Source organism: Aliiroseovarius sp. D2-2, from assembly GCF_055809455.1.
The window spans coordinates 901,353-915,811 of the sequence record NZ_CM147913.1; the positions used below are offsets into that span (position 1 = coordinate 901,353).

Genomic DNA, 14,459 nt, shown 5'->3' on the forward strand with positions numbered 1-14,459 from the left:
CTTCGTTGTAAGAAGCAATAGTGCGCAATCCGGAGGCTATGCGTAAGATAAATGACCTCAAAACGACCAAGTGCATCGTGATAACGACGGAAGAATGGCCTTCTACCGACGTTATGACGATGAGAGTCAGAGGATGTATGGTCACGCTGTTAAGTGTTGTCTCTTTTAAAGCGATGCGCATAGGATGCCTCACTGACAAAAGCCGAGGGCAGTGAGTCTTTCGCTGTACACGTGTGTTAATACCTCGTCCATTTGTCTGAAAAAATTATAATTGGGAGAACTTTCATGAACCTATCAATCAAAGCAGCGTTGCTGACTTCGGCTTTCGCCTTGGCGAGCCCGGCATTTGCCGCTGGCACCCATCCGGCGACCGGAGAGCAGCTGTCTGACAACCAGACTTACACCTATCGTATGCTGGACGACATCAAGTCGTTTGACCCACAAATCAATACCGACGTCGAAGGCTCGCACGTACTGCGCGACCTGTTTGAAGGTCTGGTAAACTCGGATGCAGATGGTAACCCGGTTCCGGGTGCGGCTGAAAGCTGGGAAGTTTCGGAAGATGGCCTGACCTACACGTTCAAAATCCGCGATGCCAAGTGGTCCAATGGCGACCCTGTCACCGCGGGTGACTTTGTTTACTCGTGGCGTCGTCTGGCAGATCCGGCAACCGCTTCGGAATATGCTTGGTATATGGAACTGATGGGCGTTGAGAACGGCGCGAAAGTTGTTGCAGGCGAGATGGCCGCCGACACCATGGGTGTCACCGCACCTGATGACAAAACGCTGGTCGTCAAAATCGATGCACCGCGCCCCTACTTCCCCGGCATGCTGACACACGCTTCGACCTTCCCGGTGAACCAGAAGGTTCTGGAAGCAAACGGCGCCGAGTGGACAAAGCCGGGCAATCTGGTTGGTAACGGTGCTTACGTTCTGACCGACTACACCTCAGGCGTACAGGTTACCCGTGAGCGTAACCCGATGTATTGGGACAACGACAACACCATCATCGAGAAGGTTGTCGCACTGGTCATCAACGATGAGAACATCGCTCTGACCCGGTATGACGCTGGTGAAGTTGACAAGACCGAAGTGCCGGCTGGTCAGTTCCCGACATTGAAGGCAAAACTGCCGGAAGAGACTTATTCGACACCACGCTCGTGTTCATACATCTACATGTTCAACCTGGGTGAAAATGGCCCGGAAGAGCTGAAAGACGTTCGTGTTCGTAAGGCCATGTCTTATGCACTGAACCGTGACGTGATTGTTGGCAGCATCCTGAAGGGTGGTCAGTATCCGTCTTACAACTGGACCCACCAGAAGACTGCTGGTTTCGAAATGCCCGACATCGAGTATTCGAACTGGACCCAGGCAGAGCGTGACGCCAAAGCCAAGGAACTGCTTGCAGAAGCTGGTTACGGCGAAGGTGGCAAGCCGCTTAAGCTGACCCTGAACTACAACACCTCGGAAGCTCACAAGAAGATCGCTATCGCAGCATCGCAAATGTGGAAGCAGACGCTGGGTGTGGAAGTTGAACTGGCAAACTTCGAGTGGAAGGTTCACCTGGACAAACTGCGTTCGGGTGACTTCGGCATGGCCCGTTATGCTTGGTGTGGTGACTACAACGAACCGTCGACCTATACCGACCTGTTCACTTCGACTTCGGGCCACAACAACGGCAAGTATTCGAACCCCAAATTTGACGAGCTGGCAAAAGCTGCGAAGACTTCGGACAACCCTGCCGAAGACTACAAGCAGATGGAACAGCTTCTGGCCGACGATATGCCTATCGCTCCTGTTTACCAGTATACTCAGGTGATCATGGTTAAGCCGGACATGAAGGGCTATCCTTTCAATGACCTGATGAACAACATCTATACGCGTCGGATGTACCGCGTTGCCGAATAAGGCCGTGTTGTTTTAATCAACTAGGGCGCGTGCGGGAAACCGCCCGCGCCCGCATATCTGCGGGGTTTCCAAAATGCTTGGGTTTGTTCTTCGTCGCATAGCGATGGCAATACCTGTTATCCTCATCTTGATTGTGTTTTCCTTTGTGTTGATGCGCGCTGCCCCTGGCGGCCCCTTCACGAAAGAACGTGCACTTCCACCGGTCGTGCTGGAAAACATCAACGCCAAATACGGGCTGGATGACCCGTTCCTTGTTCAAATTGGCACCTACCTGAAAAACATCGTGTTCCATTTCGATTTTGGTCCAAGCTTTGTTTACCAGGATCGGACAGTGAACCAGATCATCGCGGACGGGTTTCCTGTTACGCTGACCTACGGGTTCTGGGCTTTTGTCTTTGCGGTGTTGATCGGAGGAAGCCTTGGGATCCTTGCCGCACTCAGGCAAAACACTTGGCTTGACTATCTTGCCGTTGGCTTTTCGATTGGCGCGCAGGCGATGCCAAACTTCATTATGGCTCCGATCCTAGTGCTGATTTTCACTCTCGGGCTTGGCTGGCTTCCAGGTGGCGGCTGGTATACAGGTCCCGGAGATCCAAACGCATACTCAGCTTACTTGGTCATGCCAGTGATTGCGTTGTCGACCTCTTACCTCGCGTCGATTGCGCGGTTGACACGGTCGTCGATGCTTGAAGTGTTGCACTCCAATTTCATTCGAACAGCCCGCGCAAAGGGTCTGCCTAACCGGGTCATCATCTTCCGCCATACGCTGAAACCAGCGCTGATCCCGGTTATTTCCTATCTAGGACCGGCGTTCGTGGGCATGATCACCGGATCGGTTGTTGTGGACATGTTCCTGTCCACCGGTGGCATCGGTAAAGACTTCGTCCAAGCTGCGCTGAACCGCGACTATTCGGTTATCATGGGCATCACCATTCTGGTTGGGATGCTGACAATCCTGTTCAACCTGATCGTTGACGTACTTTACGCGTGGATCGATCCACGCATTCGGTACTAAGGGGGGAACAATGAGTTTAGATACAAACATGGAAAGTGCAGAACTGCTGAAAGGGCGATCGCTCTGGGGTGATGCACGCGCGCGATTCTTCCGAAACAAGGCAGCGGTTCTTTCGCTGATCATCTTAACGCTGATTTCGCTGTTCGCGATCTTTGGAAGCTTTGTAACTCCTTGGTCGAATGAAGAGATCGACTGGAACCTGATGGGTGAAGTACGCACTTTGGGTGGCCCATCTTTCGAAACGAGCCACTATTTTGGTCTTGATCCGCTTGGGCGTGACCTTTTTGCCCGTGTCGTTCAGGGGACTCAAATCTCGCTGATGATCGGGGTTGTAGGTGCGTTGATCTCGGTGGTCGTGGGAACACTGTATGGGGCCACTGCTGGTTTTGTCGGTGGACGTATCGACAATATCATGATGCGCATCGTCGATATCCTTATGGCGATCCCTTACATGTTCGTCTTGATCCTGCTTCTTGTGGTGTTTGGTCGTTCGATCTTCATGCTCTTTGTCGGGATCGGAATGATCTCTTGGCTGGATATGGCGCGGATTGCGCGGGGTCAGACCCTATCGATCAAGAACAAAGAGTACGTCGAGGCTGCAGTGGCCACAGGTGTTTCGACACCGTCGATCATTTTGCGCCACATCGTGCCGAACCTTCTTGGGGTGGTCATCGTCTATGCGACACTTCTGGTGCCGCAGATGATCATGTTCGAAAGCTTCATCTCGTTCCTTGGCCTTGGAGTTCAGGAACCGCTGACAAGCTGGGGTGCATTGATCAACGAAGGCGCTGGACAAATGCGATATGGAACACTGTGGATGCTGGGTTTCCCGCTCTTCTTCTTCCTTATCTCGTTGTTTGCATTTTTCTTTCTGGGTGATGGTCTGCGTGATGCACTTGATCCCAAAGACCGCTAAGGGAGGCGTGAGTTATGGCACTACTTGAAGTCCGTGACCTGAGCGTCAAATTCGATACGCCGGATGGCACTGTAACGGCCGTAGACAAGATCAGCTTTGACCTTGATGCCGGGGAAACCCTTGGTGTGGTTGGGGAAAGCGGGTCGGGCAAAAGTCAGACCGTGTTCGCCATCATGGGTCTTTTGGCCCAGAATGGTCAGGCAACAGGGTCGGTGAAGCTTGAGGGAGAAGAAATCCTCGACATGTCGCTGGCACAACTGAACAAAGATCCGCGCAGAGCGCATTGCGATGATCTTTCAGGATCCGATGACCTGTCTGAACCCGTTTTTGCGGGTTTCTGACCAAATGGCCGAGGTGCTTACCCATCACAAAGGCATGTCCAAAAGTGACGCCGTGAAACAATCGGTAGACTTGCTGGATGCGGTGCGTATCCCTGAGGCCAAAAAACGTGTGAACATGTATCCGCACGAGTTTTCGGGCGGGATGCGCCAGCGCGTCATGATCGCAATGTCGCTTTTGTGTAAACCAGACATTCTTGTCGCGGACGAGCCGACAACGGCGCTTGATGTGACGGTGCAGGCGCAGATCATGAAGCTTCTGGAAGACCTCCAGAAAGAGTTCAACATGGCCATTATCCTGATCACTCACGACCTTGGTGTCGTGGCTGGATCGTGTAAGGAAACGCTGGTTATGTATGGCGGGCAACAGATGGAATATGGCACCACTAAGGGCCTGTTCGAATTGCCAACACACCCCTACACGATGGGCTTGTTGCAAGCTGTTCCGCGTTTGGACATCGAAAGCGATCGTTTGGAAACCATTCCGGGCAGTCCTCCCAACATGATGAACATGCCCAAGGGCTGTCCCTTCTCGCCGCGTTGCGTCTTTGCGGATGACCGCTGTGTTGTGGAACGTCCGACTTTGGATGGTGTTGTTGGCCGTGCCGTGCGCCGCAGGGCGTGCCTGAAACCCTTGGAGGAGCTGTCATGAACATGCAATCACCTCTATTGTCGGTGCGCGACCTGAAGGTCTGGTTCGACATTCGTGCGAAGGGCGCGATGCCCTGGACTTCGGCACAAAAGCTTAAGGCCGTGGATGGGGTCGACTTTGACCTTATGCCGGGTGAAACGCTTGGTATCGTGGGCGAAAGTGGCTGTGGCAAGTCTACGCTTGCCCGCGCGATCATGCGCATGGTCCCCGCCGAGGCCGGTAAGGTCATGTGGTTGGGCGACAGCTTGCTGGAGCTGAACAAGCACGACATGCGTGAGCACCGTAAAGAGATGCAGATGATCTTTCAGGATCCTCTGGCATCCCTGAACCCGCGAATGACCATTGGCCAGATCGTGGCTGAGCCGCTGAAAACACATTTCCCAAGCATTTCTGCGTCTGAAGTAAAGGATCGGGTGCGTGAAGTGCTTCAGCGTGTGGGCATCCTGCCCAACATGATCAACCGCTACCCGCACGAGTTTTCGGGTGGGCAGTGTCAGCGGATCGGGATTGCCCGTGCGCTGATCGTGAAACCGCAGCTGATTATCTGTGATGAACCCGTCTCGGCGTTGGATGTGTCCATTCAAGCGCAGGTGATCAACCTTCTGATGGACATTCAGGAAGAGATGGGGCTGAGCCTGATCTTCATCGCGCATGACCTGTCCGTTGTGAAGCACATCTCGACTCGCGTGATGGTGCTTTACTTGGGCAATGTGATGGAAATCAGCGAGGCTGAACAGCTTTATCGCGCGCCTGGCCATCCGTATACGGAAGCCCTGATTTCAGCGGTGCCTATCCCAGGATCCTGAAGCAGAAGCATCGAAAGAGATTTTGATACTGGATGCTGATCTGCCGTCACCACTGAACCCACCATCGGGCTGTGTGTTCCGCACCCGTTGCCCAATCGCCGGGCCGGAATGTGCACAAAGCAAGCCGCCGCTTAAGGATCTTGGCAACAATCAACTTGTCGCCTGCCACAAACGCTAACCAAAACCCCGGCCTTTGCGCCGGGGTTTTACTTTTCAGTGGCCGGAAAGCCGATATCTTCAAGTGCAGCGATGACCTTGGAGGCTGTTAGCCCTTCCACCTGCACTTCGCGCGCCTCCATGTCGAAGCGCAAAGCGACTTCGCCCAACCCTTCCAGCGCTTCCGTGATCGCAGCTTTGCAATGGCCGCAGCTCATGTCGGGAACAAGGAATGTAGTCATCTGGTGTCCTTTCATACGGTGCTTTCTGAATACAGCGCACATTCGACGGGTCAATGCGTCAATTCTTCTGAACACCTCTTGACCTTCCAGTAACTGGAATCCCTATGTCATAGGTGATACAACGGAGATCACCATGGCTACCCCAATTCCTCTGACCATCGAGCTGCAGAATCTGTCTTGCGCGTCCTGCGTCGGGCGGGCCGAGCGAGCGCTTGCAGGCGTCGAAGGCGTGACGGACGCGCCTGTAAATCCTGCCACCGAAACCGCGCGTGTCTCATTCGCGGCACCGGCGACAGCTGGGGATTTGGCGAATGCTCTGGATCGCGCAGGCTATCCTGCCCGACGCGACACGGTGGTTTTGGATGTCCAATCAATGTCATGTGCCGCCTGTGTAGGGCGTGTGGAACGCATGCTGAAAGCCACCCCCGGTGTGTTGGAGGCGCGTGTGAACCTTGCCTCGGAACGGGCATTTGTAACCTATTTGGCCGGGTCGACTTCGGCGGATGTATTGGCCGCAAAGATCACCAAAGCAGGGTTCCCATCCACACTGCGGTCGGACAGCGCCACATCAGGGCCGCGCGACAAGGAAGGTGAGACCCGCGCCCTTGGACGCAAGGCCCTTCTGGCCGCTGCCCTGACCCTTCCCGTCTTTGTGATCGAAATGGGCGGACATCTCTATCCTCCCTTCCACCACTGGGTCGCGCGCACTATCGGGCAGGCCAATTCCCATTGGTTCCAGATGATCCTGACAACGATTGTTCTTTTTGGTCCGGGGCGACTGTTTTTCACCAAGGGCATTCCCGCGCTGTTGCGCGGTGCGCCTGAAATGAACGCGCTTGTCGCGCTTGGGGCGTCGGCAGCTTACCTGTACTCGCTCGTTTCGGTGCTGGTCCCCGGCGTGCTGCCTGCGGGCACTGCCAATGTCTATTTCGAAGCCGCCGCCGTAATTGTGACTCTGATCCTTGTGGGTCGGTGGATGGAAGCCCGCGCCAAAGGCCGCACTGGAGAGGCGATCCGCGCGTTGGTCGAACTTGCCCCGGACGAAGCCACGGTTGAGGTCGAAGGCCGTATGATCACCCGCCCCGTCGCGCAGGTAATCACTGGCGAGGTCATCGTGATCCGCCCTGGCGAACGCGTGCCGCTGGACGCCGAGGTGTTGCACGGCAGCAGCCTTGTAGATGAAAGCATGATCACCGGCGAACCTGTGCCAGTGGCCAAAGCGCAGGGCGATACGGTCACTGCAGGCACCGTCAACGGAACGGGCGCTTTGAAAGCCCGCGTGACTGCCGTTGGTCCCGACACGATGCTGGCCCAAATCGTGCGCATGGTCGAAGACGCCCAAGGTGCGCGCTTGCCTATTCAGGCGCTGGTCGACCGGATCACCGCGGTATTTGTGCCTGTGGTCATCGCTGTGGCGCTTTTGACGGTCGCCGTCTGGCTGGTATTCGGCCCCGACCCTGCATTGGGTCTGGCGCTGGTCGCCGGCGTGTCTGTTTTGATCATCGCCTGTCCCTGTGCGATGGGTCTGGCGACGCCAACCTCGATCATGGTGGGGACAGGTCGTGCGGCGCAGTTGGGGGTGCTCTTCCGGCGGGGGGATGCTCTGCAAACGCTACAATCCGTGGATGTGGTGGCCTTTGACAAGACCGGTACTTTGACCGAAGGGCGACCAACGTTAACGGCCTTTGAGGTAGTAGAAGGTCAAGACGAAGACGCGCTTCTGGCGATGATCTCAGGGGTTGAAGCGCAAAGTGAACACCCGTTGGCACAGGCTATCCTGTCTGGCGCCGCAGCGCGCGGTGTCATTCCAGCCGCCGTCGATTCAATCCAGACCGAAACCGGCTTTGGCTTGTCCGCCAAAGTGAAAGGCCACCAGCTTCTGATCGGTTCGCAAGCCTATATGGCGCGCGAAGGTGTCATTCTGTCCGATTTGGTGACCCGTGCAGATCCGTTGCGTGCGGATGGCCAAACGGTGTTCTTTGCAGCACTTGATGGTGAGCTTGCTGCGCTGATTGGTGTGGCAGATCCGGTGAAAGTGGATACCCCCGCTGCGCTGACAGCCTTGCGCGCAATGGGCCGAGAGCTTGTGATGATCACAGGCGATGATCCGGCGACAGCGGCGGCGATTGCGGATAGGTTGGACATAGACCGCGTTGTCGCTGGGGTCGTGCCCGGTGAAAAGATGCAGACCCTTTCGGATATTCAGGCCCAAGGCAGTACAGTTGCCTTCGTCGGCGACGGTATCAACGACGCGCCCGCGCTTGCGCAGGCGGATGTGGGAATTGCCATCGGCACCGGCACGGACGTCGCGATCGAGGCTGCGGATGTCGTCCTGTCGTCGGGGGCATTGTCCGGGGTGGTGAACGCGTTTGAAATCAGCCGTCGCACCATGACCAACATCCGCCAGAACCTCTTTTGGGCTTTTGGTTATAACGTCGCTCTGGTGCCGGTGGCCGCGGGTGTCCTGTACCCTGTTTGGGGCGTGCTTTTGTCACCGATGCTGGGGGCTGGGGCCATGGCCGCGTCCTCGGTGTTGGTTCTAAGCAACGCGCTAAGGCTGCGATTCATCAAACCCGCCTTGAAGGAGGCCACATGAACATTTCTGACGCTGCCAAGCAAACGGGCCTGCCCGCCAAAACCATCCGTTACTACGAAGAAATCGGGCTGGTTACGCCCTTGCGCGACACCAATGGTTATCGTGTGTTTGGCGAGACTGACCTGCACAAACTGACCTTCCTTGCGCGGTCCCGCGCATTGGGATTTTCTATCGAAGACTGCCGCGCCCTTCTGGCCCTTTACGAGGATCAGTCCCGCGCCAGTTTCGATGTGAAACGCATCGCACGCGCCCATCTGGACGAAATCGAGGCGAAAATCACCGACCTGAACGCCATGCGGGACGCGCTTTCGCATCTTGTGCGTGAATGCGCTGGGGATGATCGCCCTGATTGTCCAATTCTAAAGGGTATTGAAACAACTTCTCTGTCAGAAGGTTGAGGCACATCAAAGACGATCAGGGCTGCGTAGCGTTTACCCATTGGTAAGCTGCTATACTGCCTTGAAAGCAATTTTCTAAGGAAGCTACTGATGGACAAAAGCCCTCTTACGACGCTGTTTGACCCGGCATCTGTTGCCGTGTTTGGGGCAAGCCCGTCTGGCACCTCCGTTGGGGCGATGGCATGGCGAAACCTGACGGCAGGTGGCTTTAAGGGAACGCTTTTCCCGATCAATCCAAAACACAAAACCATCGAAGACAATAAGTGCTTTTCCAAAGTGTCAAACTTGCCTCAGGAAGTAGACTTGGCCGTAATCGCAACCCCCGCCCGCACTGTGCCGGGCATCATGCGCGATTGCGCGGACGCTGGGGTGAAATCCGCGATTATCCTGTCTGCAGGGTTCGGTGAGGGCGATGGGCGCGGCAAGGATCTGGAGGCTCAGGTCAAAGCAGCGGCGCGTAAAGGCGGCATTCGCTTTATGGGGCCTAACTGCGTTGGTTTGGTGCGTCCGTGGCTGGGCCTTGATGCAAGCTTTCTGCGTTCGGACCCACCCAAAGGACGATTGGCATTCGTATCCCAATCAGGTGCCTTGGTGTCCGCGATCGCGGATTGGGCCGGGCCGCATCACTCGGGCTTTTCGGCCATGGTCAGCCTTGGCAATTCCTCCGATATCGACTTCGGAGACGTGCTGGACTTTCTTGCGATGGACCCGCGAACAGATGCGATCCTTTTGTATATCGAAGGCATCAAGGACGCGCAGAACTTCATGTCTGCCCTGCGCCGTGCGTCGCGCTTGAAACCGGTGATCGTGCTGAAGTCTGGCCGCCACGCCAGCAGCTCGAAAGCGGCGCATACCCACACGGGCGCGCTTATTGGCTCGGACGAGGTCTTTGATGCAGCCCTTGAACGTGCTGGTGCGGTTAGGGTTGGGACGCTTGGTCAGCTATTCGCGGCGGCCGAGGTTCTGGCAAACACCCGCAAAGTATACGGCGAACGTCTTTGCATCATCACCAATGGCGGTGGCGCCGGGGTGCTTGCGGCGGACCGGGCTGGTGATCTTGGCCTAACACTGCCACCACTTTCTGACGCGACAAAAGCCGTGTTGGACAAAGCCCTTCCTGCTTATTGGAGCCATGCCAACCCCGTCGATATTTTGGGGGATGCGGATCCAGCGGCCTATGCTGCGGCAGTTAAAGCCGCACTTGAAGATGCTGACAATGATGGGGTGTTGGTGATGTTGACCCCGCAAGCCATGACGGATGCCGTGGCGACGGCACAAGCCGTGGTGGACGCATTGCCCAAGCGCCGGCGCAAACCCGTTCTGGCGTGCTGGATGGGGGAGCCATCGGTCGAGGCTGGGCGCGCAATTCTTTCCAAAGCTGGTGTGCCCGATTTCGAAACACCCGAACGTGCGGTCGAAGGGTTCAGCTACTTGGTGCAGCACCGACGCAATCGCAAACTGGCATTAGAAGTGCCACGTGCGCGGGCATTCGAGAAAGGCCTAGATCTGGACGGGGCAAGGTTGATCATCGCTTCGGCCTTGTCGGATGGGCGCAACATGTTGTCGGACACGGAAAGCAAGGCGCTTTTAAGGGCTTTCAACATCCCCGTTAACATGACGATCGAGACGCAAACCCCGTCGCAAGCGTTGGTTGCCGCTGAAACCGTTGGGTACCCGGTGGCGATGAAGATCTCATCCCCTGACATCACCCACAAAACAAATGTGGGTGGTGTACGGGTCAATGTCGCCCATGCCACATCGGTCACGCGCGTGTTCCACGAGCTTATGAAGTCAGCCAAATCTGCCCGGCCGGATGCGAAAATCGACGGCATAACGGTTGAACCGATGGCGAAATTGAAAGATCCGCGAGAGCTTGTCATTGGTGCCAGCCGCGATCCGGTCTTTGGACCAACCGTTCTGTTCGGGGCGGGTGGCACAATGGTGGAGGTTTTGAAAGACAGCGCGGTCGCCTTGCCTCCGTTGAATGCCGTTTTGTCAGAGCGACTGATCAACAAGACACGTGTCTCCAAAGCGTTGGAGGAATTCCGGGATTCTGCCCCTGTGGATCGCGAAGCATTGGTTGATGTCTTGAAACGCGTGTCGATCATCGTCAGTGAACTGCCCGAGATCACCGAGTTGGATATCAATCCGCTGTTTGCCAGCCCCGATGGTGTGCTGGCTGTTGATGCACGCATTTCTGTCAAGCGAGCACCCGCCAAGGATGGCCCTTACGATCACATGGCCATTCACCCCTATCCGCGCCATCTTGCACGCGAAACGTATCTGTCGGACGGCACGCTTCTTGTGATCCGTCCCATCCGGCCCGAGGATGCAGAGTATCTTCAAACGTTCATGCGGGATCTATCACCCCAAGCAAAGCAGATGCGCTTTATGGGGTCTGTGAATGAACTCAGCCCCGAATTGCTCGCGCAGTTCTCGGCCATCGACTATCGCCGGGAAATGGCCTTGGTCGCCATGGCTGAGATTGATGGGAAAGACGTATTGGTTGGCGTGGCGCGCTACGTGATCAACCCGGATCAGAAAAGCTGCGAGTTCGCCATCGTGGTGTCCGACCGTATTCAGCACCAAGGGCTTGGCACGCGCTTGATGAAGGGCCTTTTCGGGGCTGCGCAGGACCATGATCTGGACGTGATCGAAGGCACAGTTCTGAAGAAGAACGAACCGATGCTGCGCTTGATGAAAGAGCTTGGCTTCACTCAGCGTCCGGACCCGGATGACCGTGACGTGGTGATCGTCGAACGTTGGCTTTAACGAAATATCAGACGAGGGATTTGGGGGAGGAGACCATATGCTATCCATCATTTCGCACACTGAGTGTCGCGACCATGACGCGGGGCCGTTGCACCCGGAAAGCAAGGCGCGACTTGATGCGATCAATAACCAGTTGATCATGTCCGGCATGGACTACGTGGTGCGCCATCACGATGCGCCGCTTGTCACGCGCGAACAGTTAGAGCGTGTGCATGACGGCGACTATCTTGACCGCGTCTATGCGCTGGCACCGGGGCAGGGCATGGAAAGTGTCGAAGTCGATGGTGACACAGTGATGAGCCCGGGCACGTTGAAGGCCGCCGAACGCTCGGCCGGGTCTGGATGCATGGGTGTTGATCTGGTCATGGCGAAAGAGGCAAACCCGATCTTCTGCATGGTCCGCCCGCCCGGCCACCACGCGGAAAGCGACAAGGCGATGGGGTTTTGCCTGTTCAACAATATTGCGGTGGCTGCGGCCCATGCGTTAGAGGCCCATGGGCTTTCGCGCGTTGCGATCATCGACTTCGATGTGCATCACGGCAATGGCACAGAAGAGATCTTCAAGGCCGAGCCACGCGTGCTGTTCTGTTCCAGTTTCCAACATCCGTTCTATCCCTTCACAGGACATGAGAAAGAGACAGACAACCTTGTCGATATCCCGCTGTCTGCGGGCGCGGGCAGTGCGGAATTCCGTGAAGCTGTGTCTGGCCATTGGATCCCGCACCTGCGCGACTTCAAACCGGAGTTTGTCTTCATTTCCGCGGGGTTCGATGCCCATGTGGCGGACGATATGTCCAGTGTTCAGCTGACGGACGCAGACTACGCATGGGTCACGCGCGAGCTGAAATCCGTGGCGGATGAATTCGCTGAAGGACGGATCGTGTCGATGCTGGAAGGCGGATACGAGCCTGACGTTCTGGCCCGTTCCGTGGTCAAGCACTTGGATGTTTTGCTGGGTTAACCAAACCGCGCGGCGCTGAGGCTTGCAACAGTCTCGGCGTCCAGCTCAGACGGCCTTCCGCCCACAATGTCCGCCAGCAATTGTGACGCAGCCGGGCTGGACTGCATGCCATACCCGCCTTGTCCTGCGAACCAGATGAAGTCGGGGTCGTCCACGGACGGACCAATTGCAAGGTTCCCGTCTGGCGTGAAGCTGCGCAACCCGGCCCAGTTCGAAATCACGCGGGTCACAGGCTCGGTCACCATTTCGTCATACCGCGCAAGCCCCTCGGCCAACACCATATCGTCGGCCCATGCGTCATGTGGAGTGGTTGGGTCTGCATCAGCAGGTGACACGATCAACGCGCCGGCGTCAGGCTTTGCATACCATGTTTCGCCTGCATTTAGCGTCATTGGCCAACTGGAGACATCCAGTCCGCCGGGTGCCGGAATGCGTGCCATGGAACGACGTAAGGGGCGAATACCGATAGGGCGGATACCGGCCATAGCGGCAACCTCGTCCACCCAAGCGCCCGCCGCGTTCACCAGCTTGCGGCCTGTGAAAACACCTTTTGTGGTTTCGACCTGCCAGCCGTCCGTCAGACGCGTGATCCCGGTGACCGAAGCCCCCGTCATAACCTCGCCATTCTGGCGGGTCTCACGCGCGAAACCCTGCACCAATCGGTCAGTGTCGATATCCCATGCGTCGGCGTGATAGCCCGCGCCGCACAGCACATCAGGGTTCAGGATCGGCATTAATGTGCAGGCTTCCTGAATGCTGATCGCATCCAGGTTCATCTTTGCCAGTAGTCCTGCGCCAATATGTCGTCCTGACCTGTTGCGCCCACCACCATGAAGCCACGCGGGGACAGAACCTTGTTGGCCTCATGGTGGCTGCGCGAAGCATGGTTCAATGCGACAACAGCGGGGGTGCCATAGCTTTCTTCAAACAATGCAGCCGACCGTCCCGATGCATGATAGGCAAGCGCGTCTTCAGCCTCTAGCAACCGCACAGTGCCAAGCTGCGCCAATCGCGCGCCTGCCGAGGTGCCGGCAATACCGCCCCCAATTACCAGAAAATCATCCATGTTCTTCGATCCTGTCTGTGGCGGGCGCGGGTGTCGGGGTCAGGGCGGTCAGGCGGTCGCGCAGGTCGGGCAACATCGCATAAGCTAGCGCATCCAACATGGGTAAAAGCTCGACCTCGGCCTGTCGTTTCACAAGGCTGAACATAGGTTGAACCACGCCGATCCGCGAGCCCATTGAACTGGCAATGGCCTGGGCCTTCATCACTTGCCACGCTGCGAAATTGGACAGGGCCAGATGGCGGGTCAGTCCTTTGTCCTGCAAATCCGCCAAGAACCCGATCTGTGCTTCAAGTACGACGTTGGGATTGAAGCGGTGTAGATAGAGGATATCTACGCAATCTAACCCCAGCCGACCACTTGACGTGTCGAACTGTTGGCGCAATGCATCGATGTTGTCCGGCGCGTCGTAACCGATTTTGGTGGCGATCATTAGGCGCTCGCGCTGGTCGTTCATGAAGCATTCCAGAAAATCTTCTGCGGCCCCACCTGTGTAAAGATGCGCCGTGTTACAATGTGTGATGCCCGCATCAATACAAGCTTCGAACATCGTGCGGGACGCAGCATCATCTGCTTGGTCACCAAATTGCATGGTGCCGAATGCGAAGCGGGGGCAGGGGTGCCATCAAGCGATAT

Annotated in this window: 9 protein-coding genes and 3 pseudogenes; 9 read left to right on the plus strand and 3 right to left on the minus strand. The window is 56.5% G+C overall.

Translation table 11 applies throughout. The annotated features are described in order from the left end of the window. Positions 1–285: 285 nt before the first annotated feature. The 5 genes and pseudogenes from AC0L6A_RS04480 to oppF all read left to right on the plus strand — a co-directional run bounded on the left by AC0L6A_RS04480 (position 286) and on the right by oppF (position 5,813). The gene (locus AC0L6A_RS04480; RefSeq protein ID WP_473292466.1) at positions 286–1,908 is read left to right on the plus strand and encodes a peptide ABC transporter substrate-binding protein; all 1,623 of its coding nucleotides are present in this window, start codon (positions 286–288) and stop codon (positions 1,906–1,908) included. A gap of 73 nt (positions 1,909–1,981) precedes the next feature. After that, positions 1,982–2,923 carry an oligopeptide ABC transporter permease OppB gene (oppB, locus tag AC0L6A_RS04485; protein ID WP_473292468.1) on the plus strand — a complete coding sequence of 314 codons (942 nt, stop codon included), beginning with the start codon at positions 1,982–1,984 and terminating at the stop codon, positions 2,921–2,923. A gap of 10 nt (positions 2,924–2,933) precedes the next feature. Further along, complete coding sequence (locus tag AC0L6A_RS04490; protein WP_473292470.1) at positions 2,934–3,839, plus strand: ABC transporter permease subunit; 906 nt, start codon at positions 2,934–2,936, stop codon at positions 3,837–3,839. Positions 3,840–3,853: 14 nt separating this feature from the next. Then, positions 3,854–4,829 (plus strand): annotated as a pseudogene (locus AC0L6A_RS04495) (oligopeptide/dipeptide ABC transporter ATP-binding protein). A 2-nt stretch (positions 4,830–4,831) separates the two neighbouring features. Then, positions 4,832–5,813 (plus strand): annotated as a pseudogene (gene oppF / locus AC0L6A_RS04500) (murein tripeptide/oligopeptide ABC transporter ATP binding protein OppF). A gap of 28 nt (positions 5,814–5,841) precedes the next feature. On the opposite strand, the gene AC0L6A_RS04505 reads toward oppF, so the two are convergent. Continuing rightward, positions 5,842–6,033: a heavy-metal-associated domain-containing protein gene (locus AC0L6A_RS04505; RefSeq protein WP_473292472.1), complete on the minus strand. Its 192-nt coding sequence runs from the start codon at positions 6,031–6,033 to the stop codon at positions 5,842–5,844. Between the two features lie 133 nt (positions 6,034–6,166). On the opposite strand from AC0L6A_RS04505, the gene AC0L6A_RS04510 reads away from it, so the two are divergent. From AC0L6A_RS04510 to AC0L6A_RS04525, 4 genes are all read left to right on the plus strand, one after another. Next, positions 6,167–8,629 (plus strand): heavy metal translocating P-type ATPase, encoded by a 2,463-nt coding sequence (locus tag AC0L6A_RS04510; protein WP_473292474.1) that lies wholly within the window; start codon positions 6,167–6,169, stop codon positions 8,627–8,629. Next, positions 8,626–9,027 (plus strand): Cu(I)-responsive transcriptional regulator, encoded by a 402-nt coding sequence (gene cueR / locus AC0L6A_RS04515; protein WP_473292475.1) that lies wholly within the window; start codon positions 8,626–8,628, stop codon positions 9,025–9,027. The genes AC0L6A_RS04510 and cueR overlap by 4 nt, the downstream gene beginning before the upstream one ends. Positions 9,028–9,117: 90 nt before the next feature. Then, positions 9,118–11,799, plus strand: coding sequence for a bifunctional acetate--CoA ligase family protein/GNAT family N-acetyltransferase (locus AC0L6A_RS04520; protein WP_473292477.1), 2,682 nt, complete (start codon positions 9,118–9,120; stop codon positions 11,797–11,799). Positions 11,800–11,836: 37 nt separating this feature from the next. Then, positions 11,837–12,760 carry a histone deacetylase family protein gene (locus tag AC0L6A_RS04525; protein WP_473292478.1) on the plus strand — a complete coding sequence of 308 codons (924 nt, stop codon included), beginning with the start codon at positions 11,837–11,839 and terminating at the stop codon, positions 12,758–12,760. Here AC0L6A_RS04525 and AC0L6A_RS04530 read toward each other — a convergent pair. Then, positions 12,757–13,826, minus strand: a pseudogene (locus AC0L6A_RS04530) (NAD(P)/FAD-dependent oxidoreductase). The gene AC0L6A_RS04525 and the pseudogene AC0L6A_RS04530 sit on opposite strands and share 4 nt — an antisense overlap. Continuing rightward, positions 13,819–14,415: an aldo/keto reductase gene (locus tag AC0L6A_RS04535; protein WP_473292480.1), complete on the minus strand. Its 597-nt coding sequence runs from the start codon at positions 14,413–14,415 to the stop codon at positions 13,819–13,821. Before AC0L6A_RS04535 ends, AC0L6A_RS04530 begins: the two are co-directional and overlap by 8 nt. Positions 14,416–14,459: the final 44 nt, after the last annotated feature.

Bases quoted from the DNA above. Each gene is read 5' to 3' on its own strand.
- AC0L6A_RS04480 (WP_473292466.1), top strand. From the start codon at position 286: ATGAACCTATCAATCAAAGCAGCGTTGCTGACTTCGGCTTTCGCCTTG.
- oppB (WP_473292468.1), top strand. From the start codon at position 1,982: ATGCTTGGGTTTGTTCTTCGTCGCATAGCGATGGCAATACCTGTTATC.
- AC0L6A_RS04490 (WP_473292470.1), top strand. From the start codon at position 2,934: ATGAGTTTAGATACAAACATGGAAAGTGCAGAACTGCTGAAAGGGCGA.
- AC0L6A_RS04505 (WP_473292472.1), bottom strand. From the start codon at position 6,033: ATGACTACATTCCTTGTTCCCGACATGAGCTGCGGCCATTGCAAAGCT.
- AC0L6A_RS04510 (WP_473292474.1), top strand. From the start codon at position 6,167: ATGGCTACCCCAATTCCTCTGACCATCGAGCTGCAGAATCTGTCTTGC.
- cueR (WP_473292475.1), top strand. From the start codon at position 8,626: ATGAACATTTCTGACGCTGCCAAGCAAACGGGCCTGCCCGCCAAAACC.
- AC0L6A_RS04520 (WP_473292477.1), top strand. From the start codon at position 9,118: ATGGACAAAAGCCCTCTTACGACGCTGTTTGACCCGGCATCTGTTGCC.
- AC0L6A_RS04525 (WP_473292478.1), top strand. From the start codon at position 11,837: ATGCTATCCATCATTTCGCACACTGAGTGTCGCGACCATGACGCGGGG.
- AC0L6A_RS04535 (WP_473292480.1), bottom strand. From the start codon at position 14,415: ATGCAATTTGGTGACCAAGCAGATGATGCTGCGTCCCGCACGATGTTC.